Genomic DNA, 22,629 nt, shown 5'->3' with positions numbered 1-22,629 from the left:
GCGCCCCGGTCGGGCGCGCTGCCCCCATCCCACCACCACCGATGAGTCCCGGCTGCCCGCGGCGTCGTAGCGGCATGACGACGACGGGCCCGCGGGTCGAGGAGGGGTACGCGCCGGTGACCGGTGGCGTGCGGATGTACTGGCGCAGCGTCGGGGAGGGCGGTCCGCCGCTGGTCGTCGTCCACGGCGGGTTCGGCGTGGTCGAGATGTTCGGCGACGTCCTCGGGCGGCTGGCCGCGGGGCGGCGGGTGGTCGCCGTCGAGCTGCAGGGGCACGGGCACACCGCGGACGTCGACCGGCCCTTCACCTGGGACGCGTTCGCCGACGACGTCGCCGCGCTGGTCGGCTCCCTCGGCCCCGGCCCGGCCGACCTGCTCGGCTACTCGCTCGGCGGCGGGGTGGTGCTGCGGACGGCGATCCGGTCCCCGGAGGCCGTGCGCCGGCTGGTCGTGGTGTCGGCGCCCTGCCGGCGGGACGGCTGGTTCCCCGACGTCCGGGCGGGGCAGGAGTCGGTGTCCTCAGCGGGGCTGGACTGGATGCGGCAGACGCCGATGTACGAGGCCTACGCGGCCGTCGCGCCCGACGTCGACGCCTTCCCGGCCCTGATGGACAAGACCGGCGCGCTGATCAGCGGCGACTACGACTGGACCGAGGAGGTCCGCGCGCTGACGCTGCCGGTGCTGCTGGCCTACGGCGACGCCGACGCCATCCCGCCCGCCCACGCGGCGGAGTTCTTCGCCCTGCTCGGCGGTGGGCTGCGCGACGCCGGCTGGGACGGCTCGGGCCGGCCGGCGTCGCGGCTGGCGGTCCTGCCGGGGCGCACCCACTACGACGTGTTCGCCGCCCCGGAGCTCGCGCCGGTCGTCGACGCGTTCCTGACCGCGGCGGACTAGCTCCCCGCGGGGACGTCGGCGGCGGCGTCGGTCCCGGCCGGCCGCCGCACCGGCTGCCGGGCGACGCCGGCCAGCGCGGGGCGGACGTCGACCAGCGGGGCCAGCAGTCCCGGGGCCGCCGCCCGCCGCTGCACGGGGGTGGGGCTGCCGGCCCGCCCGTCGGAGGAGCCGCGACGGCGGCGCGAGCGCAGGGCGGTGAGCAGGTCGACCGCCGCGAGCACCGACGCGCCGAGGAGAACGGTGCGCAGCCGCTCGTGCCGGTCGCCGCGGCGGTTCTGCAGCGCGACGCCCATGACGGCGAGGTCGACGGCGTCGCCGAGCACGCGGGTCCACGCCCAGCCCGGGCGCCCGGCGAGCAGGCCGGCGGCGTGCGCCAGCTCCCGGGCCCCGACGGCGGTGACGACCGGCAGCGCCACGGGGGAGTCGTCGACGCCGGCGAAGCGGGCCACACCTCGCGGGTCGACGAGCATCGTGGTGCCGAGGCCGAGGCTGGCCAGCCCGAGCAGGCGGGCGGTGCGGGGGGCGGGGCGCGGGCTCATGGGTCCTCCCGGGGAGTCGCGACCCCGGGCGGCTACCCGGGCCACCCCGAGGGAAACGGCCGGTGGCGTCCCGTCGGCGGCCGGGACGAGGATGCGGGGCATGACCTCTCCTGCGTCTCCCCGGACCCTCGGCCGGGACGGCCTGGTCGTCTCCGCGCTCGGACTGGGTTGCATGGGCATGAGCCAGATGTACGGCGCCGCCGACCGCGACGAGTCGATCGCCACCGTGCACCGCGCGCTCGACCTCGGGATCACCTTCCTCGACACCTCCGACGTCTACGGCGACGGGCACAACGAGGAGCTGGTGGGCGAGGCGATCCGCGGCCGGCGCGACGAGGTGCAGCTGGCCACGAAGTTCTCGCTGCGCCGCAACGGCTCAGGGGGCATGGACATCGACGGACGGCCGGAGAACGTGCGGGCCTGTGCCGAGGCCAGCCTGCGGCGGCTGGGCGTCGACGTGATCGACCTCTACTACCAGCACCGGGTGGACCCGCGGGTGCCGATCGAGGACACCGTCGGGGCGATGGCCGAGCTCGTGCAGCAGGGCAAGGTCCGCCACCTCGGGCTGTCGGAGGCGTCGGCGGCGTCGGTCCGGCGCGCGGTGGCGGTGCACCCGATCGCGGCGCTGCAGAGCGAGTGGTCGCTGTGGACCCGGGACCTGGAGGTCGGCGGGGGTGGCGGGGCGGGCGAGGACACCGTGCTCGGCGTCGCCCGGGAGGCGGGGATCGGCATCGTGCCGTTCAGCCCGCTCGGCCGCGGCTTCCTCACCGGCGCGATCACCGGCCCCGACGACTTCGCCGAGGACGACTGGCGGCGCACCCACCCACGGTTCACCGGCGAGGCGTTCGCGGCCAACCTGCGGCTGGTCGACGCCGTGCGGGCCATGGCGGAGGAGCGGGGCTGCACGCCCGGGCAGCTGGCGCTCGCCTGGGTGCTCGCGCAGGGCCCCGATGTCGTCCCGATCCCGGGCACGAAGCGCCGGTCCTACCTGGAGGAGAACGCCGGCGCGCTCGCCGTGGAGCTCTCGCCCGAGGACCTCGCCCGGCTCGGCGAGATCGCCCCACCCGGGGTGGCCGTCGGCGGCCGCTACGCCGACGCGGGCTACGCCTACGGCGACAGCCCGGAGCGGGGCGCGGCGTGACCGACCCGGCCTGCGGCGTCGCGCACGGGGCGCCGGGGGAGGCGCCGCCGGGCCGGGTGCTGGTGGCGGTGTTCGACTCGCCGGTGGCCGAGGTGCTGCTGCGCTGGGCGCCGGAGCTCGGCTTCCGCACGGTGCTGCTCGACCCCGACCCGGCCCGCGGCGCCGGGGTCCTCACCCTCGCCGACCTGCCGGAGGACCTCGCCGACGCCGACGTCGTGGTCACCGACCACCACCGGCCCGAGCTCGGCGAGGTGCTGCGCGACGCGCTCGCCCGGCGGGTGCGCTGGGTGGGCGTCATGGGCAACCCGCGGCACGAGGGACCGCACGTCGCGGCGCTGGCCGCGCTCGGCGTGCCGCCGGAGGAGGTCGCCCGCGTGCACCGGCCGATCGGCCTGGACATCGGCTCGCGGGCGCCCGCGGAGATCGCGCTCAGCACGCTCGCCGGCCTGCTCGCCGACCGCAACGGCCGCAGCGGCGGGGCGGCGCACGGCCCGCGGTGAGCGCCGTCCTGCTCGGCGCCGACCTGGGCACCAGCGGGCTCAAGCTGGTGGCCCTCGGCGAGGACGGCCGGATCGCCGCCGAGACGGAGGCCGGCTACCCGGTCGACGGCCCGCACGAGGGGTGGGCCGAGTGCGCCGTCGGCACGTGGCGGGCCGCCTTCGACGACGCCCTCGCCCGGCTGCTGCCCGCCCTGGGCGGGCGCCCGGTGGCCGGTCTCGGCCTCTCGGGGCAGATGCACGGCACCGTCCTGGTCGACGAGGCCGGGGCGGCGCTGGCGCCCGCGGTGCTCTGGCCGGACCGGCGGGCGGTGGCGGAGGTCGCTCGCTGGCGGGCGCTGCCCGACGCCGCCCGCGCCGCGCTGGCCAACCCGCTCGTGCCCGGGATGACCGGCCCCGTGCTCGCCTGGCTCACGGCGCACCGCCCGGACCTGGTGGCCCGCGCGGCCGGCGTGCTGCTGCCCAAGGACGCGCTGCGGGCCACCCTGCTGCCCGGCGCCGACTGGCGGGTCACCGACCGCAGCGACGCCTCCGGCACTCTGCTGTGGGACGTCGTCGCCGACACCTGGTCCGACGCCGCCCGGGCCGTGGCCGGGGTGCCGCCCGGCCTGCTGCCCGCGGTGCGGTCCTCGGCCGCGGTCGCCGGGACGGCGGTGCTGGGCGGGACGGCGGTGCTGGGCGGGGCGGGGGTGCCGGTCGTCGTCGGCGGCGCCGACACCCCGCTGGCGCTGCTCGCGGCCGGTACCACCGGCAGGCTGCAGGTGAACCTGGGCACCGGCGCGCAGGTGCTGCGGCCCGGCTGGACGCCCGCGCCCGCCGACGACCCGCCCGTGCACGGCTACGCCGACGCCGAGGGCGGCTGGTACGCGATGGCCGCGCTGCAGAACGGCGGCTCGGCGTGGGCCTGGGCGGCCGGCGTCCTCGGTGTCGCCCCCGGGGACCTGTTCGACCTCGCCGCGTCGTCGCCGCCGGGCGCCGGGGGTGCGGTGTTCCGGCCGTTCCTCACCGGCGAGCGCGGCGGAGTGGCCGGTCCGGGTGACCGCGCCTCGTGGACCGGGCTGTCGGCGGGCACCACGCGCGCCGACCTCGCCCGCGCCGCCGTCGAGGGGGTGCTGACCGCGGTCGCCGACGCCGCCGGGCTGCTCGGGGAGCCGCCGGACGGGCCGGTCGTGCTCACCGGTGGCGGCGGGCGCTCCCCGCTGGTGCGGCAGGTGCTCGCCGACCTGCTCGGGCGGCCGGTGGTGCCCCTCGCGTTGCGGAGCGCCTCCGCGGTCGGGGTCGCCGTGCTGGCCGGGCGGGGGGTCGGGTTGGCGGTGGAGCCGGAGCGGGCGGCGGGCGAGCCGGTGTCCCCGCGGGAGTGACCGGGCCGACGCCCGGGCAGCCGCATGGAACGGCGGGGGCGGGGCATCCGTTGACCTCGACGAGCGGGCCCAGCCGCGGGCCCCGGCGAGAGGAGGCACCCGACATGGCGTCGGTGTTCGACAAGGTGGCCCAGTTCGCCCGCAGTCCGAAGGGCCAGCAGGCGCTCAAGCAGGTCTCGGCCAAGGCCCAGAAGCTGGCGAGCGACCCGAAGACGAAGGCGCGCATCGACGACGCGCGCCGCCGGTTCTCCGGCGGCCGCGGCACGGGCGGTCCGCGCCCGTAGGCCTCCGCACCGCAGACGACGGCGGCCCCTCCCCGAATCGGGGAGGGGCCGCCGTCGTGTCGCGGGCCGGCGCGTCAGGCCGCGTCGTCCGGGGGCAGCCGCAGGTGCGCCAGCGCGGCGTCGTGCAGCAGACCGTTGGTGGCCAGGGCGCTGCCGCCCGCCGGGCCGGGGACGCCGGTGAGGTCGGTGAACCGGCCGCCGGCCTCCCGCACGATGACGTCGAGCGCGGCGAGGTCCCACAGCGAGACCTCCGGCTCGCACGCCACGTCCACCGCCCCCTCGGCCAGGAGCACGTAGCTCCAGAAGTCGCCGTAGGCGCGGGTGCGCCAGGACGCGCGGGTGAGGCCGATGAAGCCGTCGAGCAGGCCGCGCTCCTCCCAGCCGGACAGGCTGGAGTAGGACAGGCTCGCGTCGCCGAGGTCGGAGACGCCCGACACCCGGCAGCGCGTGGCCGACTCCAGCCGCCGGCCGGTCCACGCGCCGACGTCCTTGGCCGCCCACCAGCGGCGGTTGAGCGCGGGCGCGGAGACCAGGCCCACGACCGCCTCGTCGCCGTCGAACAGCGCGATGAGCGTCGCCCACACCGGCACGCCGCGGACGAAGTTCTTCGTCCCGTCGATGGGGTCGAGCACCCAGCGCCGCGGGCCGTGCCCGGTGACGCCGAACTCCTCGCCGAGCACGGCGTCGCGGGTGCGGGCCCGGGCGAGGGTGATCCGCAGCTGCTCCTCCACCGCGCGGTCGGCGTCGGTGACCGGCGTCAGGTCCGGCTTGGTCTCGACGGCGAGGTCGAGGGCCTTGAAGCGGTCCATGCTGATGGAGTCCGCCTGGTCGGCCAGCACGTGCGCCAGGTGCATGTCCCCCGTGAAGTCCCGGCCCGGTGTCATGGGCACCGAACCTAGCGGGACGTCAGTCGAACACCGCGGCGCTCACGCCGCTGGGACCCTCGTACTCGCGGTCCTCGATCTTCTGCAGCGCGTCGAGCACCTCCTTGTCGCCGCCCTTCGCGTGCTCGAGGAGCTGCTCCTTGCTGGCCGGGTACTCGATGCCCTTGAGGGCCTTCTGGATGTCGATCGGGCTCACCATGGCGTCCCGCTACCCCCGCCCCCGTCCGTCGATGCGCGGATACCGTCGCGGGCGTGGAGGCGGCGACGATCGTGGGGCTCCTGGCCGACCCCACCCGGTTGAGGGTGGTGGCGGCGCTGGCGCTCGGCGCCGGGACGATCGAGGAGGTCGCCGACGCTTCCGGGCTCTCGCTCAAGGACGTCGCGCTGGCCGCCCGCCGGCTGGCCCGCGCCGGGCTGGTGCGCCGCGACGGGCACGGCCTCGAGCTGCTGACCGACCGGTTCGGCGCCGCCGCGCGGGCCGCGGCCGCCTCCGCCCCGCCGGCCGAGCCGCTGTCGGACGACCCGGCGGAGTCCGCGGTGCTCGCCTCCTTCATCCGCGACGGCCGGCTGACCACCATCCCGGCCCAGCTGAGCAAGCGCCGCGTGGTGCTCGAGCACGTGGTGCGCGTGTTCGACGTCGGCGTCCGCTATCCCGAGCGGGAGGTCAACGCGCTGCTCGCGGTCTGGCACCCCGACACCGCGGCGCTGCGCCGGTACCTCGTCGACGAGGGGCTGCTGTCGCGGGACGCGGGGGAGTACTGGCGCTCCGGCGGCTGGGTCGACGTCTAGTCCCGGCGCGGGTCGTGCTCTGCCCCGCCGGGCGGGGCAGAGCACGAGTACTCGCAGGACAGGACCGTCCTCCGGGGGCCACACTCCCGCCCGTGCCCGACGCCGACGACCTCCGCGCGCTCGCCCGGTCCTCGCCGTGGCTGTTCCGCACGCTGCGGTTCACCCTCCGCACCCGGCGGTCCGGCGGCGCCGTCCGGGTCCGGCTGCGGCGCCCGGACCGGCTGCGCGTCGAGATCCTGGGCGGGGACCTGCTGGACGTCGTCCACGAGTCCCCCGGCAGCGGGACCGTCGTGCTCACCTCGTGGGCGGGCGGGGTCGCCCCGGCCCCCGAGCCGCCCGGGGAGCCGGTCCGGCGCCCCGACGGGCTGGTCGCCGTCCGCCCGTGGGACCGCGCGCAGGCCGAGGACCCGATGTGGCAGGACTACGGCTTCGTCGCCCTGCTCGACCCCGTCGAGTTCGCCGACGGCCGCGACCGGGACACCGGGGAGCCCGCGGGGCCGCCGCTGGAGATCGGCCCGGTCCGTGAGGTCGAGCACGGGGGCCGGCCCGCCTGGGAGGCCGTCGTCACGACGACCGGCTCGTACGAGCCGCGCTGCAGCTGCTGCTCCCTGCTGCACGACCCGGACGTCGACCGCCGCGAGTGGGGGGAGGCGCGCGACGTCGTGTACCCGACCGCCTCCCGGATCCGGCTGGACGTCGGCACCGGCGTCTGCGTCCTCGTCGAGGCCCTCGACGGCACCTCCGCCGGCGACGGCCACGAGGTGGTGGTCGAGGCCGTCGACGAGCCGATGGCCGACGACCTGTTCGTCCCGCTGCCCCGGCCGCCGGGCCCGGGTCCGGGTCCGGCAGCCGCTCCGGGCCGTCAGTCCGGCTGAGCCAGCCGCACCGTGCCGTCGGGGTCGACGGACCAGCCGGGGTTGTGCGCGACCTCCCAGACGACGCCGTTCGGGTCGCGCACCAGCGCGTGGAAGACGCCGCCGAAGGCGCCCTCCTCGGGCGGGGTGAGCACCGTCCCGCCGTGCGCGGCCATCCGGGCGGCCAGCGCGGCGACGGCGGGCCGGTCGGCGACGTTGTGCGCCAGCGTCACCCCGGACACCTCCGGACGCGCCGGGCCGGTGCCGAGGTCGCGGGCGAAGCTCCCCGTCTCGAAGAAGGCCAGCACCGTGCCCGGCGCGACCTGGAAGAAGACGATCTCGCCGGGGACGTCGAGCAGCGGCGTCCACCCGAGGCCCTCGACGTAGAACCGCCGCGCCGCGTCGAGGTCGGCGGTGGCGAGGGTGAGGAAGTGGACCTGCTGCTCCACGGTGACCTCCTAGTACCCCGGGCCGACCTGACCGACGGCGCCGAGCAGCCGTCGCACGCTGGCCAGCCGCTCCTCCCGGTTGTCGGGACCGGCCGCGGCCCAGGCGTCCAGCGCGCAGTCGGGGTCGTCGGACGAGTGCCCGCACCCGGGCGGGCAGTCGACCGCGGCCTCGGCGAGGTCGTCGAAGGCGGCGACGACGTCGTCGGCGGTGACGTGCGCCAGCCCCAGCGACCGGATGCCCGGGGTGTCGATGACCGTGCCGCCGCCGGGCAGGTCGAACAGCACCGCCGACGACGAGGTGTGCCGCCCCTTGCCGATCTTGCTGACGTCGCCGGTGGCCCGGAAGGCGTCGGGCACCAGCCGGTTGACCAGCGTCGACTTGCCCACGCCCGACTGCCCGACGAAGACGCTGGTGCGTCCGCCGATCCGGTCGAGCAGCGGCTCCAGCGGCGCCTCGCGCGACATCGGCACCGCGTCCACGTCGAGCCCGGCGTAGCGGTCCAGCAGCGGCTGCGCGCTGGCCAGGTCGGTCTTGGTCAGGCAGAACAGCGGCTGCAGGCCGCCGGCGAAGGCGGCCACCAGGCACCGGTCGAGGAAGCCCAGCGCGGGCTCCGGGTCGGTCACCGAGGTGACGACGACGAGCAGCTCGGCGTTGGCCACCACGATCCGCTCGGTGGGGTCGGTGTCGTCGGCGGTGCGCCGCAGCGAGGTCGCCCGCTCCTCGATGACGACGATCCGGGCCAGGGTGTCCGGGCGGCCGGTGGTGTCGCCGACGAGCCGCACCCGGTCGCCGACGACGACGCCGTGCCGCCCGAGCTCGCGGGCGCGCATCGCGGTGACCTCGACGGGGGCACCGTCCGGGCCCTCGACGCGGACGGTCATCCGGCCGCGGTCGACGGCGACGACGAGCCCCGGGACGGCGTCGCCGTGCGCCGGGCGGGTGCGGGTGCGCGGCCGCGAGCCACGCCGGCTCGGCCGCGTCCGGACGTCGTCCTCGTCCGACCGGCTGTCGAGCCTGCGGGGGCTCAGGTGCCCACCCCGGCGGGAGCCCCGGACACGTCGGCGCCGAGCATCGCCGCCCAGCGCTCCCGGAAGTCCGGCAGCGTCTTGGTGACCGCCTCGGGCCCGGACACCCGCACGCCGTCGATCGCGAGGCCCAGGACGGCGGCGGCGTGCACCATGCGGTGGTCGGCGTAGGAGTCGACGAGCGCGGCCCGGCCCGGGCCGGGGGTGACCACCAGCCCGTCGGGCAGCTGCTCGACCCGCGCGCCGACGGCGGTGAGCACCTCGTCGAGGGCCTGCAGCCGGTCGGTCTCGTGGCCGCGCAGGTGCCCGATGCCGGTGAGCCGGGAGGTCCCGTCGGCCAGCGCGCACAGCGCGGCGAGCACCGGGGTCAGCTCGCCGACGTCGCCGAGGTCGGCCACCAGCGGCGCGATCCGGCCGGTGCCGGTGACCCGCAGCCCCTCCGGGGTGCGCTCCACCTCGGCGCCCATCCGCGACAGCAGCGCGTCGAGCTGCGCGCCGGGCTGGGTGGTGGCCGCCGGCCAGTCGGGCACGGTGACCCGGCCGCCGGTGACCAGCGCGGCGGCGAGGAACGGCGCGGCGTTGGACAGGTCGGGCTCGACGACGCGGTCCAGCGGGGCCAGGCGCCCGGGCGCCACCCGCCAGCCGCGGTCGGTGGCCGCGACGTCGACGCCGTGCTCGCGCAGCGCGGCCACGGTCATCTCCACGTGCGGCATCGACGGCACCCCGCCGGCCAGCGCCAGGTCGATCCCGTCGGTGAAGCGGGCGGCGGCCAGCAGCAGGCCGGACACGATCTGCGAGGACTCGCTCGCGTCGACGGTCACCGCGCCGCCGCGGACCCCGCCGGTGCCGTGCACGGTGAACGGCGCCCGGCCGCGGCCGCCGTCGTCGACCGCCACGCCGAGGGCGCGCAGCGCGGCGATGAGCCCGGCGTTCGGGCGCTCGCGCAGCCGCGGGTCGCCGTCGAGCCGCACCGGGCCGTCGGCGAGGGCGGCCACCGGCGGCAGGAAGCGCAGCACGGTGCCGGCCAGCCCGGCGTCGACCTCGGCGGGGCCGCGGAGCGGGCCGGGGGTGACGAGCCAGTCGGCGCCGTCCTCGTCGACCCGCACGCCGAGGGCCCGCAGCCCGGCGGCCATGAGGTCGGTGTCGCGGGCGCGCAGCGGGCGCACCACCCGGCTCGGGCCGTCGGCCAGCGCGGCGAGCACCAGGGCCCGCGCGGTGATCGACTTCGAGCCGGGCAGCGCCACCACGGCGTCGACCGGGGTGCTGCGGTGCGGCGTCGACCAGACCTGGCTCACGGGTCCATCCTGCCTGGCCCGGCCGACGCCGCCCACGCTCAGCCGCCGACCGGGCGGTCGGCCTTCTTCACCGGCACCGTGCGGACCAGCCGCCGGTTGGCGAACTCGAACATCGCCAGCTCCGAGAGCTCGCGGCCGTAACCCGACCGCTTGATCCCGCCGAAGGGCAGCTCGGGGGAGGAGCCGGTGGGCTGGTTGATCCAGACCATGCCGGCCTCGAGCCGCTCGGCCACCGCGCGGGCGCGGTCGACGTCGCTGCTCATGACGGTGGCGCCGAGGCCGAAGTCGCTGTCGTTGGCCAGCGCGACCGCCTCGTCGGCGTCCTTCACCTTGTAGACGACGGCGGCCGGGCCGAACAGCTCCTCGCGGTAGGCGCGCATCTCCGGCGTGACGTCGGTGAGGATCGTCGGCTCCACGAAGGCACCCGGGTGGTCGGGGCGCCCGCCGCCGGTGACGACCGTGGCGCCCTTGTCGATGGCGTCCTGGATCTGGGCGTGCAGGTCCTTCGCGGCGCGCTCGCTCGACAGCGGGGCCAGCGACGTCGCCTTGTCGGCCGGGTCGCCGGGGGCGAAGGTGCCGAACGCCTGCCGCAGGCCCTCGACGAAGGGCTCGTAGTTCTCCTCGGTGACGATCAGCCGCTTGGAGGCGGTGCAGGCCTGGCCGGTGTTCTGCATCCGGCCCATGGTCGCGGCCTTCACCGTGGCGGCCATGTCCTCGGCGTCGAGCACGATGAACGGGTCGCTGCCGCCGAGCTCGAGCACCGACTTCTTGAGGTGCTTGCCGGCGAGGGCGCCCACCGCGCTGCCGGCCCGCTCGCTGCCGGTCAGCGTGACGCCCTGGATGCGGGGGTCGGCGATGACCTGCTCGACGTCCTCGATGCGCAGGAACGTGTTGGTGAAGACGCCCTCGGGCGCGCCGGCGTCGGTGAACAGCTGCTCGATGGCCACCGCGCACTGCGGGGTGATCTCGGCGTGCTTGAGGATGACGGTGTTGCCCAGCACCAGGTTGGGGCCGGCCACGCGGACCACCTGGTAGAAGGGGTAGTTCCAGGGCTCGATGGCCAGCAGGGCGCCGACCGGCCGGGTCTCCACGACCGCCTCGCCCTTGCCCATGAGCGGCGTGATCGACGTGGGCTCGAGGAAGCCGGGGCCGTTGTCGGCGTAGTACTTGAGGATCATCGAGCACAGGTAGAGCTCCCCGGTCGCCTCGTCGCGGCGCTTGCCCATCTCGGTGGTGATGAGCGACGCGAGCTCCTCGCGCCGCTCGTCCATCAGCTCGGCGGCGCGGCGGACCACGGCGGCGCGGTCCTCCACCGACCGCTCCCGCCACTCCTGGTAGGCGGCGTGTGCCTTCCCGACGATCCCGTCGATGGCGTCGGTCGGCGTGAAGTCGAACTCCTTCTCGACCTGGCCGGTGAAGGGGTTGACCGTCGCGTAGCGCCGCTCGGCGGACTCGCTCGCGGTCTTCGGCTGCTCGTGCGTGGGGTTCTGGGTGGCGGTCACCTGGGTGATCCTCGTCTCTCGTCGGCGTCGACTCCACCCCCGGCCTACCCGCGGCCGCCCGGGGCAGTCGCGCCGTCGGTCCCCCCACCTAGAGTCGGGTGCGACGGGCCCGCCGTCCGGGCCCGACAGCCGCCGGGAGGACCAGCCGTGTGTGGTCGCTACGCCGCCAGCCGCCGTCCCGAGGACCTCGTGGTCGAGTTCGAGGCCGTCCCCGCCGAGGGGCAGGAGCCGCTGCGGGCCGACTTCAACGTCGCGCCCACCAAGGACGTGTACGTCGTCCGCACCAAGCGGGAGCGCGACGCCGAGGGCAGCCCCACCGGCGCCGGGCACCGCGAGCTGCGGGCGGTGCGCTGGGGCCTGGTGCCCTCGTGGGCCAAGGACGCCTCGATCGGCAACCGGCTGCTCAACGCCCGCGTCGAGTCGCTCACCGAGAAGCCGGCCTTCCGCTCGGCCGCCCGCTCCCGGCGCTGCCTGGTGCCGGCCGACGGCTGGTACGAGTGGCAGAAGCGGCTCGACTCCCCGGGCAAGCAGCCCTTCTTCATCCACCCGGCCGACGGGTCGACGCTCGCCATGGCCGGGCTGTACGAGGTGTGGGGGAAGGGCGAGGACCGCCTCTACACCTGCACCGTGGTCACCGCCCCCGCCGTCGGGGCGCTCACCGACATCCACGACCGGATGCCGCTGGTGCTGCCCCGCGAGCGCTGGGCCGACTGGCTCGACCCGTCCCGCGACGACGTCGAGGCGCTCACCGAGCCGACCCCGCCGGAGGTCGTCGAGGCGCTGGAGCTGCGCCCCGTCGGCACCGCGGTGAACAACGTCCGCAACAACGGCACCGAGCTGCTGACCCGGGTGGAGGGCACCAGCGCCCCCGCCGACCAGCCGGCGCTCTTCTGAGGAGACCTGCCCTGAGCGAGCGCGCGCCCGCCGTCCCGTCGACCGACCCGCCCGCTCCGGCCGGCGCCGCGCTGCCCGGGTGGGTGGCCGCCGGGGTCACCTTCCTGTCCTCCGGGGCGGTGCTGGTGCTCGAGATCGTCGGGCTGCGGCTGATCGCGCCCTACGTCGGCATCACGCTGCAGACCAACACCGCCGTCATCGGCTTCGCGCTGGCCGCCATCGCGATCGGCGCGTGGGCCGGCGGTGCCACCGCCGACCGGCGCGACCCCCGGCAGCTCATCGCGCCGCTGCTGGTGGCCGGCGGCGCGCTGGTGGTCGCCGTCCTGCCTCTGGTGCGCTTCGCCGGGTCGTTCCTCACCGGCGCCGACGCCGGGAGCGTGCTGCTGCTGGCCGCCGTGGCCGTGGTGGTGCCCGCGGCGCTGCTGTCGGCGGTGCCGCCGATGGTGGTCAAGCTGCAGCTGGCCTCGCTGGCCGAGACCGGCGCGGTGGTCGGGAAGCTGTCGGGCATCGGCACGCTCGGCGGGATCGCGGCCACCTTCGCCACCGGGTTCGTGCTGGTCGCGGTGTTCCCGAGCAGCGGCATCCTCGTGGGCACCGGGCTGGTCACCGTGCTCGCCGGGATCGCGGTGTTCGTGCTGCTGCGCCGTTCGGCCCCCGCCGGCGCCGGGCGGCTGCCGGCGGCGCTGCTGCTGCTCGCGGTGGCCGGCTCGCTGCTGGCCGCGGTCGCGCCCACGCCGTGCGAGGAGGAGACCGCGTACCACTGCGCCCGCGTGGTGGCCGACCCCGAGCGCGAGACCGGCCGGGTGCTGGTGCTCGACACGCTGCGGCACAGCTACGTCGACCTCGCCGACCCGACGTACCTGGAGTTCGAGTACGTCCGCGCGATCGCCGCGGTCACCGACGTCCTCGCCCCGGCCGGGCAGCCGCTGTCGGCGCTGCACCTCGGCGGCGGCGGGGCCACGGTGCCGCGCTACCTCGCCGAGGTGCGGCCGGGCACCACGAGCCGGGTGCTGGAGGTCGACCCCGGCGTCGTCGAGATCGACCGCGAGCGGCTCGGGCTCGAGGAGTCCGCGGTGCTCGAGGTGCGGGTCGGCGACGCGCGGGTGGGGCTGGCCGACGAGGACGCCGGCACCCGCGACCTCGTCGTCGGCGACGCGTTCGGCGGGCTGTCGGTCCCGTGGCAGCTGACCACCGTGGAGGCGCTCGGGCTGGTCGACCGCGCGCTCACCGACGACGGCGTCTACGTCGCCAACCTCATCGACCACCCGCCGCTGTCGTTCGTCCGCGCGGAGCTGGCCACCATGCGCGAGGTGTGGCCGTCCGTGCTGCTGCTGGCCCGGGCGCCGGTGCTGGCGGGGGAGGACGGCGGCAACCTGGTCGCCGTCGCGTCGCACCGGCCGCTCGACGAGGCCGCGCTGGCCGAGGCCCTGCTGGCCCAGGACTCCACGTGGCAGGTGGCCTCGGCCGACGAGGTGGCCGCCTTCGCCGGCGACGCCCGGGTGCTCACCGACGACGCCGCGCCGGTCGACCAGCTGCTCACCCCCTACGGCGCCCCGGACTCGTAGTCGGCCCCGCGCAGGGGCCCGCCGCGAGCGTGCGAGTGGTGGGGGGCGAGGGGTCCTTTCGCGATCGGCGCGGTGCGGGCACGGGTGAGGCGCACCAGCTCGGCCGGCGGCAGCTCCACCTGCAGGCCGCGGCGGCCGGCGCTCACCATGACCGTCGCGAACCCCAGCGCCGAGTCGTCGACCACGGTCGGCAGCGCCTTGCGCTGGCCGAGCGGGCTGATCCCGCCCAGCACGTAGCCGGTGGTCCGCTCGGCGTCGGCGGGGTCGGCCATCGCGGCCTTCCGCCCGCCGGCCGCGGTGGCGAGCGCCTTGAGGTCGAGGGTGCCGGCCACCGGGACGACTGCGACGGTGAGGACGCCGTCGACGCGGGTGACCAGCGTCTTGAACACCTGGCGCGGGTCGGCGCCCAGCGCGGCCACCGCGGCCTCGCCGTGCCCCTGGTCGGAGGGGTGCTCCGGGTCGTAGGGGTGCAGCGTGTGCGCCACGCCGGCCTTCTCCAGAGCCCGCACCGCGGGGGTCGCCGCCACGGCCGGGCAGCGTAGTCAGCGCCTCCCCGCGGCGCCGCCGGGTTCCGCAGGTGGGGAGCCCGGCGGGGAATGACGCCCCCGGGACGACCGTTGCAGCGACCGTGAGCAGCACCGTCTCCCTCGCCCGCACGCGGGCCTCGCGCCGGCGGCCCCCGGGCCGGCCCGACGCCGCGCGACTAGGATCGTCTGACGTGGTCGCCCGCACCCGGGCGCCGCAGAGAGGACGGTCGGTGCCTGAGGAGTCCGCGGGCGGGAACCCCGCCGTCGAGCCCGTCGAGACGCAGGTCCCGGGGGCGCCGGTGGAGGTGCCGGAGGCCCGCGAGGGCGGCAGCCGCACCGAGGTCGCCGAGACCCGGGCCGAGCGCGACGCCCGCTTCGAGCGCGACGCGCTGCCCTACCTCGACCAGCTCTACCCGGCGGCGCTGCGGATGACCCGCAACCCCGCCGATGCCGAGGACCTGGTCCAGGAGACCTTCGTCAAGGCCTACTCCGCGTTCCACCAGTTCGCCGAGGGCACGAACCTCAAGGCCTGGCTGTACCGGATCCTGACCAACACCTACATCAACAGCTACCGCAAGAAGCAGCGTCAGCCGCAGCAGTACCCCACCGACCAGGTGCAGGACTGGCAGCTGTACGCCGCCGAGGAGCACAGCTCCAGCGGGCTGCGGTCGGCCGAGATCGAGGCGCTGGACCACCTGCCGGACTCCGACATCAAGGAGGCCCTGCAGCAGCTGCCGGAGGACTTCCGCCTGGCGGTGTACCTCGCCGACGTCGAGGGCTTCGCCTACAAGGAGATCGCCGAGATCATGGGCACGCCCATCGGCACGGTGATGTCCCGGCTGCACCGCGGCCGGCGGGGCCTGCAGAAGCTCCTGGCCGACTACGCCCGCGAGCGCGGCTTCGTCCGCGCCGGCGCCGCCGAGGAGGGCCGGTCGTGACCACCGACCACGAGCACGCCACCTCCTGCGACGACGTCCTCTCGCACGTCTTCGAGTTCCTCGACCACGAGACCGACGACGCCCGCCGGGCCGTCATCGCCGAGCACCTCGAGGACTGCTCGCCGTGCCTGCGGCAGTTCGGCATCGAGCAGGAGTTCAAGGCGCTGGTCCGCCGCCGCTGCGGGGGCGACCCCACGCCGCTGGGCCTGCGCGACCGGATCAAGCTGCAGCTGACCACGGTCTCCTTCGACGAGGACGGCACGCACGTCAGCGTCGAGCAGGTGAGCACCGAGGTGGTCCGGGCCGACCTCGAGGACTGACCCCGCACGCGACAGCGCCCCGCACCGGACTCCGGTGCGGGGCGCTGCTGCGTTCGCGCTCAGGCGTTGGGGCGCTTGCCGTGGTTGGCCTTGTTCCCCTTGCGGGAGCGACGCTTGCGTCCGCGCTTGGACATCGCTGCCCTCCTTCCTCCGTCGTCGGGTCGCGGTGCGCCGGGAGGCGACCGCCGGGTCTGCCCCCAGGGTCCCACAGGCGGGGGAGAGCGCCCCGGCCGGTGCGGCGGGTGTCGGGGGCGGAGGGCACGATGAGGGCAGCCGGGACGACGGGGACCCGGCTCGGGACGGGGAGGACCGGAGCGTGGCGCAGCACGGGATCGAGAGCGTGCTCGTGGCGGGGCGGGGCCCCGCGGCCTGTGCGGTGATCGCGGCCTGCTCCCGGCTCGGGGTCAAGGCGGTGGCCGTCTACTCCGAGGCCGAGCGCAGCGCCCGGCACGTCCGACTGGCCGACGACGCCGTGCTGCTGGGCCCCGCGCCGGCGGCGGAGTCCTACCTCGCCGTCGACCGGGTGGTCGAGGCCGCCCGCCGCAGCGGCGCGGGCGCGGTGCTGCCCGTGCCGCCGGCGCTGGCCGGCAACGCGTCGCTGGCCGCCGAGGTCGCCGCCGCCGGGCTGACCTGGGTCGGGCCGCCGGCGGAGGTGCTCGAGCGGCTCGGCGGCGACGGCGTGGAGCCCGCCAGCGAGCACGGCCTGCTGGCGCTGGTCACCGAGGAGGGCCTGCGCTACCCGACGGCGGTCGCCCGTGACCGCGCCGCCGGCATCGCCCGCGTGTCCTGGACGCCCGACCCGGCCGGCGAGGTGCCGCTGGGCGCGAAGCGGCTGGTCGACGTCGGCTGGCGGGGGCTGGTCACCGTCGGCGTCTCCGAGGACGGCGAGCTCGGCGAGGTCGCGGCCGGGTTCTCCCTCGACATGGCCGTCCTGGAACGCGCGCACCGCGTCGACGCCGTCGACCTGGCGCTGGCCACCGCCGCGGGCCGCCGGGCGCCGCGCCGCCGCACGGCCGAGGAGCACCCGCCGCGGGCCGCCGTCGCCGTGCAGCTGCGCTCCACGCTGGCGCCGGGGCGCGCCGGCCGGGTCACCGGCCGGCTGCCCGCCTCCGGGCGGCTGCGCGGCGCCGCCGGCGAGACCGAGCTGGTCGCGGTCAGCGGCTACGACCCCGGCGACCGCCTCGACCCCTGGTACGACGCGCTGCTGACCACCGTCAGCGCCGGCGCGGCCGACACCGCCACCGCGGCCCGCGCCGCCGGTGTGGCCCTGTCGGACCTCCCCGACGCCGGCGTCCCGCACGACGGCGCCGAGGTGTGCGCGGTCCTCGACCGGCTGGCCGCGGGCGACCCGGCGCCGGGCGCCTGAGGCCCGCTCCCGCCGCCGCCGGGTACCCGGCCTGGTTGGATGGGGTCTCCGAGCCGAGGGGGTGCCGCGTGGCGGTCGAGGAGATCCACGCCGAGATGGTCTCCAGCGTCTGGAAGGTCCTCGTCGCGCCGGGGACCGAGGTCGCGGCGGGGGACACGCTGGTGATCCTCGAGTCGATGAAGATGGAGATCCCCGTGCTCACCGAGCGCGCCGGCGTCGTGCAGGAGCTGCACGTCGTCGAGGGCGAGGTGCTGCAGGAGGGCGACCTCATCGCCACCGTCGGCGACGCCTGAGGCTCACAGCTCCAGCGCGTACACCAGCAGGTCGATGCCCGGGCGCGGGCTCCAGTCGCGCTCCGGCAGCCGGGTGAAGCCCAGCCGGCCGTAGATGCGGTGCGCGGCGGTCATCCGCGGGTCGGTCGAGAGCACCATGAGCCGCTTGCCGGCGGCCCGCGCCCGGTCGAGGCAGGTGCGCACCAGCGCCTCGCCGACGCCGCGCCCGCGGGCCGCGGGGTCGACGACGAGCATGCGGAACGCCGCCTCGTCGTCGGAGCCGGTGACCTCACCGAAGTCGCCCTTCAGCACGAGGGCCACCGCGCCCACCACGACCCCGCCGTCGCGGGTTACGAGCAGCTGCGAGCGGCCCGCCCGCCCGGCGACGTCGGCCAGCTCCGCCTGGTACTCGTCGGAGGCGAGGCGCTCGTCGCGGTAGACGCCGGCGGTGAGCTCCGCGATGCGCGGCCAGTCGGCGGGGACGGCGTCCTCGACCCGCACGGGGGACGGCACGGCGGAGGGGAGCGGGGAGGGGAGCGCCACGTCCGCCGAGCCTAGGCAGCGGCCCCACCTACGCTCGGGGGCACCATGAGCACCCTCTCCGAACGCCTGCACCGCGGCTCGGCGACCGCCCCCTCGCAGGTCGACCACGCCCGGCGCCTGGTGGCCGACTGGCAGCTGCTGGCCGACCTGGCCTTCGCCGACCTCACGCTGTGGGTGCCCCTGCGCACGGGCGCGTGGTGGTGCGTGGCGCAGGTGCGGCCGCTCACCGCGCCGACCAGCCAGCCCGAGGACCTGGTGGGCAGCGAGGTCGACGGCCCCGGCGCCGACGCGTTCCGGCTGGCGCACCGCGAGGGCCGCCCGGTGACCGAGGGCGACGTCGACTGGTCGGGCACCGCGCCGCGCCGACGGGAGATCATCCCCGTGCGGCACGACGGCGTCGTCGTCGCGGTGCTGGCGAAGGACACCAACCTGGCCGTCACCCGGTCGCCGTCGACGCTGGAGCTCACCTACCTCGACATCGCCGCCGACCTCTGCCTCATGGTCTCGGCGGGCACCTTCCCGCCGGAGAAGCTGCTCGACGCCGAGATGAGCCCGCGGGTGGGCGACGGGCTGGTGCGCCTGGACGCGTCCGGGCGGGCCGTCTACGCCAGCCCCAACGCCCTGTCGGCCTACCGGCGGCTCGGGGTGACCGGCGACCTCGTCGGGGCGGACCTGGCGAGGCTGACGCGGTCGGCGGCCTGGGACCGGGTGGCCGGCGAGGCCGCCGCGGCGGGGATCACCGCGGCCGTGGCGGGACGGTTCCCCGACCCCACCGACGTCGAGGGGGCCTCGGCGGTGCTGCTGGTGCGGGCGCTGCCGTTGCAGGCGCCGGGCGCGGAGGAGGGCGCGCTGGTCCTGGTGCGCGACGTGACCGACCTGCGCAGCCGCGACCGGGCCCTGCTCACCAAGGACGCGACGATCCGCGAGATCCACCACCGCGTGAAGAACAACCTGCAGACGGTCGCCGCGCTGCTGCGGCTGCAGGCGCGCCGGATGACCGAGCCGGCGGCGCGGGCTGCGCTGGAGGAGTCGGTGCGCCGGGTGGCGTCGATCGCCGTCGTGCACGAGACGCTGGCCGGCAGCCGGGAGGACGTGGTCGACGTCGACGACGTCATCGACCAGGTGCTGCCGATGCTCGGCGACCTCACCTCGATCGGCCCGGCGGCGCGCACCCGGCGGGTGGGGCGCTTCGGTGAGCTGCCGGCGGCGACGGCGACGCCGCTGGTCATGGCGGTGACCGAGCTGCTGCAGAACGCCGCCGAGCACGCGTTCCCCGCCGACGGCCCGCCCGGCTCGATCGAGCTGGTGGCCGAGCGCGACGGCGACGATCTGGTCGTGCGGGTGCGCGACGACGGCCAGGGGCTGCCCGAGGGGTTCGACCCGGCGCACAGCGAGGGGCTGGGCCTGCAGATCGTGCGGACGCTGGTCACCAGCGAGCTCGGCGGCGCGCTGCACGCCACCACCCCGGCCGACCCGCCGGGGCCCGGCCGTCCGGGCACCGAGGTCGTGCTCGAGCTCCCCAACGCCGGCCGCGACCGCCGCTGAAACGGCCGCGAGGCCGGTCCCCCGGGTGGGGAACCGGCCTCGCGGCGTGGTGGTGCGGGTGTGTCAGGCGCGGACGCGGGTCCGGGACTGGCGGCGCTTGAGCGCGCGCCGCTCGTCCTCGGAGAGCCCGCCCCACACGCCCGAGTCCTGGCCGGATCGCAGGGCCCAGTCGAGGCAGGACTCCACGACGGAGCAGCGACGGCACACGGCCTTCGCCTGCTCGACTTGCACGAGGGCGGGGCCGGTCGTCCCGATGGGGAAGAACAGCTCCGGGTCCTCGTCCCGGCAGAGGGCGCGGTGGCGCCAGTCCATGTCGGTGCACTCCTCGGTGTCGACTACGTTGTGCGTGCAGATCGCTGACCACGGGCCGCTCGCGCGGGCGCGACACCGGTTGCCCAGCGCCTCGTTCCAGCGACCGCCTGCCGTTTGTTACCGGCAGGTTGCTTTCCTCTCGCGATGTTTTCACTTGAGGACCGCGTGTCAAGCGCGTGAGGGTCTCGGGTCGACCCCGCGTGAGCAACCTCACCACGGGCGTGCTAGGGCCGCCACTCGGCGGTACCGGGGTCGTTGACGGGCGCTCCGCGACGTGCGTGAGGAACGCCCGCCGTCCCTCCGCCGCCCGTCCGCGCGGACCTCGCCACACGGTGCCCGACCCCGCGCTGCGGGGCGAGGTCGGGCACCGCGGCGCGAGGTCGGACAGGGCCGCGGGAGGCCGCGGCCGGGCCGAGCAGCGAGCCCGGACGCCCGGCGCGGGGATCAGGCGACGACGGACAGCGCCGAGGGCACCGAGCGCACGCGCAGGCCGGTCGCGGTGCCCAGGTGGTCGCCGTCGAGCTGCCAGCCCTGCGGCCGGGACGCGGTGAGGGTGACCCCGTCGAGGTCGTGCAGGCGGTGCACGCCGCGGCCGCGCGCGTCGGGACGGCGGGCGAGCACCTGGCGGGAGTGGTGCAGCATCCGCAGGACGCCCATCCGGCCCATGGCGAACACGTCCAGCCCGGTCTCGAAGGAGGCCTGCGGGCTGGGGTTCACCGGCCGGGCGCCCAGGTAGGTCCACGGGCTCACGTTGGAGACCAGGCAGAGGAACAGCCCGTCGAGGTCGGGTTCGCCGGGCCGGGTCAGCGTCATCGCCGGGCGCCGCCGCTCGCGGCCGAGCACGAACGCGCGGGTGGCCTCCCGGACGTAGAGCGCCCCGGTCGAGCGCCGGCCGCGCGCCCGCTGCGCCTCCACACGGGCGATCACGTCGGCGTCGAAGCCGAGGCCCGCGGCGAAGACGAACCACCGCGGCTCGGTCCACCCGTCGTGCTCGGCCGCGCCGGCCTCGGCGGCGGCCACGGCGACGCGCTCGTCGACGCCGCGTGCCGGGGTGGTGCTCGTGCCGGTGGCGCGGGCGGTGCCCAGCGACACCCGCCGCGTCCGGCCGGCGCGCAGCGCGTCGAGGATCTCGCCGGTCGCCTCGACCGGGTCGCGGGAGCGGCCCAGCGCCCGGGAGAACACGTTGGTGGAGCCCCCGGGGACGACGGCGAGGGTGGGCACGTGCGCGCCCGGGCCGTCGGTCAGCAGGCCGTTCACGACCTCGTTGACGGTGCCGTCGCCGCCCAGCGCGACGACGACGTCGAAGCCCTCGGCCAGCGCCTGGTGCCCGAGCTCGCGGGCGTGCCCGCGGTGGGTGGTCTCCGCGAGGTCGACCTTCAGCTCGCTGGCCAGCGCGCCAACGAGCACGTCGCGGACCCGGCCGTTCGTCGTCGTCGCCGCGGGGTTGGCCACCACGAGCGCACGCATGTGGTCAGGCTAACCAGCACACGGGCCGCTGACCGGCACGGACGCGGCCGGTGCGTTCCTGCTGACGCGTAGCCTCGCTCGTGTGACGGAGGAGGACACCCCGCGCCGCCCCGGCCGGGCCGAACGGCTCTTCGGCGGCGCCGCGCAGCCCTCGTCGCGCCCGCCCCGGCCGCCCGCGCCCGAGGCCCCGCCGGCGGTGCGGCGCGCGGCGCTGGTGGCCGCCGTCGAGGCCGCGCTGCTGCTCGGCGGCGCGCTGGTGATCCTCTGGCTGACCCTCACCAGCGACCCCGACAGCGTCGGCCGGGCGTTGGCCGAGGTCGTCTACGTGGCCCTCTTCGGCGTCGCCCTGGCCTTCGCCGCGGCGGGGCTGCGCCGGCTGGCGGGGTGGTCCCGCGGCCCGGTCGTCGTCCTGCAGCTGCTGCTCGGCCTGTTCGGCTACAGCACCGCGTTCCCCGGCGGCCAGCCGCTGCTCGGCATCCCGCTCATCGTGCTGGCGCTGACCGAGCTGTACCTGCTGGCCACCCCCGAGGCGCGGCTGGCGTTCCTCGACCGCTGACCGCTGACCGCCGGCGCGGGCCGTCAGACCAGGTCGACGACGTCGGCGATCGAGTCGAGCACCCGGCTCGGCCGGAACGGGAACTGCGCCACCTGGGCCGCCGTCGTGGAGCCGGTGAGCACGAGGAACGTCTCCAGGCCCGCCTCGATGCCGGCCACGACGTCGGTGTCCATGCGGTCGCCGATCATCACGGTGGTCTCCGAGTGCGCCTCGATGCGGTTCATGGCGCTGCGGAACATCATCGGGTTGGGCTTGCCGACGAAGTAGGGCTTGGCGCCGGTGGCGGCGGTGATCAGCGCGGCCACCGACCCGGTGGCGGGCAGCGGGCCCTCCGGAGAGGGGCCGGTGACGTCGGGGTTCGTGGCGATGAACCGGGCGCCCGCGTCGACCAGCCGGATCGCCCGGGTGATCGCCTCGAACGAGTAGGTGCGGGTCTCGCCCAGCACGACGAAGTCGGGCGCGGTGTCCGTGAGGGTGTAGCCGGCCTCGTACAGCGCCGTCGTCAGGCCGGCCTCGCCGATGACGTAGGCGGAGCCGCCGGGCAGCTGGGTGGCGAGGAAGTCCGCCGTCGCCAGGGCCGACGTCCAGATCGACTCCTCGGGCACCTGCAGGCCCGACCGCGACAGCCGGGCGGCGAGGTCGCGCGGCGTGAAGATCGAGTTGTTGGTGAGGACGAGGAAGCGGCGCCGCCGCTCCACCAGCCGGGCGAGGAACTCCGCCGCCCCCGGCAGCGCCTGACCCTCGTGCACGAGGACGCCGTCCATGTCGGTGAGCCAGCACTCGGCGGGCCCGCGCTCGATCGTCACGCGC

General features: G+C 76.6%; 28 protein-coding genes. 15 read left to right on the top strand and 13 right to left on the bottom strand.

The genetic code is table 11. The features are described 5' to 3' along the window. The first annotated feature begins 74 nt into the window (after window positions 1-74). Window positions 75-893, top strand: a complete 819-nt coding sequence (locus WA616_RS04580) for an alpha/beta fold hydrolase (RefSeq protein WP_336027719.1) — start codon at window positions 75-77, stop codon at window positions 891-893. Here the strand turns inward: WA616_RS04580 and WA616_RS04575 are convergent. Then, window positions 890-1,432, bottom strand: a complete 543-nt coding sequence (locus WA616_RS04575) for a hypothetical protein (RefSeq protein ID WP_336027717.1) — start codon at window positions 1,430-1,432, stop codon at window positions 890-892. The genes WA616_RS04580 and WA616_RS04575 overlap by 4 nt on opposite strands. Window positions 1,433-1,532: 100 nt before the next feature. On the opposite strand from WA616_RS04575, the gene WA616_RS04570 reads away from it, so the two are divergent. The 4 genes from WA616_RS04570 to WA616_RS04555 all read left to right on the top strand — a co-directional run bounded on the left by WA616_RS04570 (window position 1,533) and on the right by WA616_RS04555 (window position 4,715). Beyond that, on the top strand, window positions 1,533-2,573 hold the full coding sequence (locus tag WA616_RS04570; RefSeq protein ID WP_336027715.1) for an aldo/keto reductase: 1,041 nt from the start codon (window positions 1,533-1,535) through the stop codon (window positions 2,571-2,573). Beyond that, entirely contained in the window at window positions 2,570-3,073 is a 504-nt protein-coding gene (locus WA616_RS04565) for an XdhC family protein (RefSeq protein WP_336027713.1), read from the top strand. Before WA616_RS04570 ends, WA616_RS04565 begins: the two co-directional genes overlap by 4 nt. Then, entirely contained in the window at window positions 3,070-4,431 is a 1,362-nt protein-coding gene (locus tag WA616_RS04560) for an FGGY family carbohydrate kinase (protein WP_336027711.1), read from the top strand. Before WA616_RS04565 ends, WA616_RS04560 begins: the two co-directional genes overlap by 4 nt. Before the next feature lie 104 nt (window positions 4,432-4,535). After that, complete coding sequence (locus tag WA616_RS04555) at window positions 4,536-4,715, top strand: hypothetical protein (protein ID WP_336027709.1); 180 nt, start codon at window positions 4,536-4,538, stop codon at window positions 4,713-4,715. A gap of 74 nt (window positions 4,716-4,789) precedes the next feature. Here WA616_RS04555 and WA616_RS04550 read toward each other — a convergent pair whose 3' ends face one another. Then, window positions 4,790-5,599 (bottom strand): inositol monophosphatase family protein, encoded by an 810-nt coding sequence (locus WA616_RS04550; RefSeq protein WP_336027708.1) that lies wholly within the window; start codon window positions 5,597-5,599, stop codon window positions 4,790-4,792. Window positions 5,600-5,621: 22 nt separating this feature from the next. Further along, window positions 5,622-5,798: a DUF2795 domain-containing protein gene (locus tag WA616_RS04545; RefSeq protein ID WP_073421631.1), complete on the bottom strand. Its 177-nt coding sequence runs from the start codon at window positions 5,796-5,798 to the stop codon at window positions 5,622-5,624. Between the two features lie 53 nt (window positions 5,799-5,851). On the opposite strand from WA616_RS04545, the gene WA616_RS04540 reads away from it, so the two are divergent. Together WA616_RS04540 and WA616_RS04535 are read left to right on the top strand one after the other, a co-directional pair. Continuing rightward, window positions 5,852-6,388, top strand: coding sequence for a DUF2087 domain-containing protein (locus tag WA616_RS04540; protein WP_336027706.1), 537 nt, complete (start codon window positions 5,852-5,854; stop codon window positions 6,386-6,388). A gap of 92 nt (window positions 6,389-6,480) precedes the next feature. Then, window positions 6,481-7,263 (top strand): hypothetical protein, encoded by a 783-nt coding sequence (locus WA616_RS04535; RefSeq protein ID WP_336027703.1) that lies wholly within the window; start codon window positions 6,481-6,483, stop codon window positions 7,261-7,263. Here the strand turns inward: WA616_RS04535 and WA616_RS04530 are convergent. From WA616_RS04530 to WA616_RS04515, 4 genes are all read right to left on the bottom strand, one after another. Continuing rightward, on the bottom strand, window positions 7,251-7,691 hold the full coding sequence (locus WA616_RS04530) for a VOC family protein (RefSeq protein WP_336027702.1): 441 nt from the start codon (window positions 7,689-7,691) through the stop codon (window positions 7,251-7,253). The two genes, WA616_RS04535 and WA616_RS04530, sit on opposite strands and share 13 nt — an antisense overlap. A gap of 9 nt (window positions 7,692-7,700) precedes the next feature. Next, on the bottom strand, window positions 7,701-8,573 hold the full coding sequence (gene rsgA, locus WA616_RS04525) for a ribosome small subunit-dependent GTPase A (RefSeq protein ID WP_336027700.1): 873 nt from the start codon (window positions 8,571-8,573) through the stop codon (window positions 7,701-7,703). Between the two features lie 143 nt (window positions 8,574-8,716). After that, window positions 8,717-10,012, bottom strand: a complete 1,296-nt coding sequence (gene aroA, locus WA616_RS04520) for a 3-phosphoshikimate 1-carboxyvinyltransferase (protein ID WP_336027697.1) — start codon at window positions 10,010-10,012, stop codon at window positions 8,717-8,719. A 38-nt stretch (window positions 10,013-10,050) separates the two neighbouring features. Then, window positions 10,051-11,514 carry an NAD-dependent succinate-semialdehyde dehydrogenase gene (locus WA616_RS04515; RefSeq protein ID WP_336027695.1) on the bottom strand — a complete coding sequence of 488 codons (1,464 nt, stop codon included), beginning with the start codon at window positions 11,512-11,514 and terminating at the stop codon, window positions 10,051-10,053. Between the two features lie 147 nt (window positions 11,515-11,661). Here WA616_RS04515 and WA616_RS04510 point away from each other — a divergent pair, with 147 nt between their 5' ends. Next, window positions 11,662-12,408, top strand: a complete 747-nt coding sequence (locus WA616_RS04510) for an SOS response-associated peptidase (protein WP_336027693.1) — start codon at window positions 11,662-11,664, stop codon at window positions 12,406-12,408. An 83-nt stretch (window positions 12,409-12,491) separates the two neighbouring features. Further along, a complete protein-coding gene (locus WA616_RS04505; protein WP_336027691.1) occupies window positions 12,492-13,973 on the top strand; it encodes a fused MFS/spermidine synthase in 1,482 nt (493 codons plus the stop codon). Here the strand turns inward: WA616_RS04505 and ybaK are convergent. After that, on the bottom strand, window positions 13,952-14,500 hold the full coding sequence (ybaK, locus tag WA616_RS04500) for a Cys-tRNA(Pro) deacylase (protein WP_336027689.1): 549 nt from the start codon (window positions 14,498-14,500) through the stop codon (window positions 13,952-13,954). The two genes, WA616_RS04505 and ybaK, sit on opposite strands and share 22 nt — an antisense overlap. Before the next feature lie 230 nt (window positions 14,501-14,730). Between ybaK and WA616_RS04495 the strand changes: the two genes are divergently transcribed. After that, window positions 14,731-15,438, top strand: a complete 708-nt coding sequence (locus tag WA616_RS04495; RefSeq protein WP_073421638.1) for a sigma-70 family RNA polymerase sigma factor — start codon at window positions 14,731-14,733, stop codon at window positions 15,436-15,438. After that, window positions 15,435-15,758: a mycothiol system anti-sigma-R factor gene (gene rsrA, locus WA616_RS04490; RefSeq protein ID WP_336027685.1), complete on the top strand. Its 324-nt coding sequence runs from the start codon at window positions 15,435-15,437 to the stop codon at window positions 15,756-15,758. The genes WA616_RS04495 and rsrA overlap by 4 nt, the downstream gene beginning before the upstream one ends. 59 nt (window positions 15,759-15,817) lie before the next feature. On the opposite strand, the gene WA616_RS24450 is transcribed toward rsrA, so the two are convergent. Next, the gene (locus WA616_RS24450) at window positions 15,818-15,892 is read right to left on the bottom strand and encodes a 50S ribosomal protein bL37 (protein WP_014377707.1); all 75 of its coding nucleotides are present in this window, start codon (window positions 15,890-15,892) and stop codon (window positions 15,818-15,820) included. 182 nt (window positions 15,893-16,074) lie between these two features. Here WA616_RS24450 and WA616_RS04485 point away from each other — a divergent pair, with 182 nt between their 5' ends. After that, the gene (locus WA616_RS04485; RefSeq protein WP_336027682.1) at window positions 16,075-17,124 is read left to right on the top strand and encodes a biotin carboxylase N-terminal domain-containing protein; all 1,050 of its coding nucleotides are present in this window, start codon (window positions 16,075-16,077) and stop codon (window positions 17,122-17,124) included. Between the two features lie 68 nt (window positions 17,125-17,192). After that, on the top strand, window positions 17,193-17,417 hold the full coding sequence (locus tag WA616_RS04480) for a biotin/lipoyl-binding carrier protein (protein WP_073421641.1): 225 nt from the start codon (window positions 17,193-17,195) through the stop codon (window positions 17,415-17,417). A gap of 3 nt (window positions 17,418-17,420) precedes the next feature. On the opposite strand, the gene WA616_RS04475 is transcribed toward WA616_RS04480, so the two are convergent. Then, window positions 17,421-17,939 (bottom strand): GNAT family N-acetyltransferase, encoded by a 519-nt coding sequence (locus tag WA616_RS04475; RefSeq protein WP_336027678.1) that lies wholly within the window; start codon window positions 17,937-17,939, stop codon window positions 17,421-17,423. A 45-nt stretch (window positions 17,940-17,984) separates the two neighbouring features. On the opposite strand from WA616_RS04475, the gene WA616_RS04470 reads away from it, so the two are divergent. Next, window positions 17,985-19,484 (top strand): sensor histidine kinase, encoded by a 1,500-nt coding sequence (locus WA616_RS04470; RefSeq protein WP_336027676.1) that lies wholly within the window; start codon window positions 17,985-17,987, stop codon window positions 19,482-19,484. 63 nt (window positions 19,485-19,547) lie between these two features. Here the strand turns inward: WA616_RS04470 and WA616_RS04465 are convergent, their stop codons facing one another. Together WA616_RS04465 and WA616_RS04460 are read right to left on the bottom strand one after the other, a co-directional pair. Beyond that, window positions 19,548-19,796 carry a WhiB family transcriptional regulator gene (locus WA616_RS04465; RefSeq protein WP_073421644.1) on the bottom strand — a complete coding sequence of 83 codons (249 nt, stop codon included), beginning with the start codon at window positions 19,794-19,796 and terminating at the stop codon, window positions 19,548-19,550. Window positions 19,797-20,240: 444 nt separating this feature from the next. Beyond that, entirely contained in the window at window positions 20,241-21,263 is a 1,023-nt protein-coding gene (locus WA616_RS04460; RefSeq protein WP_336027672.1) for a diacylglycerol/lipid kinase family protein, read from the bottom strand. 82 nt (window positions 21,264-21,345) lie between these two features. Between WA616_RS04460 and WA616_RS04455 the strand changes: the two genes are divergently transcribed. Beyond that, window positions 21,346-21,819, top strand: a complete 474-nt coding sequence (locus WA616_RS04455; RefSeq protein ID WP_336027671.1) for a hypothetical protein — start codon at window positions 21,346-21,348, stop codon at window positions 21,817-21,819. A 23-nt stretch (window positions 21,820-21,842) separates the two neighbouring features. On the opposite strand, the gene WA616_RS04450 is transcribed toward WA616_RS04455, so the two are convergent. Next, the gene (locus WA616_RS04450; RefSeq protein ID WP_217651295.1) at window positions 21,843-22,625 is read right to left on the bottom strand and encodes an HAD-IIA family hydrolase; all 783 of its coding nucleotides are present in this window, start codon (window positions 22,623-22,625) and stop codon (window positions 21,843-21,845) included. Between the last annotated feature and the right edge of the window lie 4 nt (window positions 22,626-22,629).

It is taken from the genome of Geodermatophilus sp. FMUSA9-8 (assembly GCF_037034165.1).
GTDB lineage: Bacteria > Actinomycetota > Actinomycetes > Mycobacteriales > Geodermatophilaceae > Geodermatophilus > Geodermatophilus nigrescens.
This window is presented reverse-complemented; position numbering and strand designations above follow the sequence as displayed.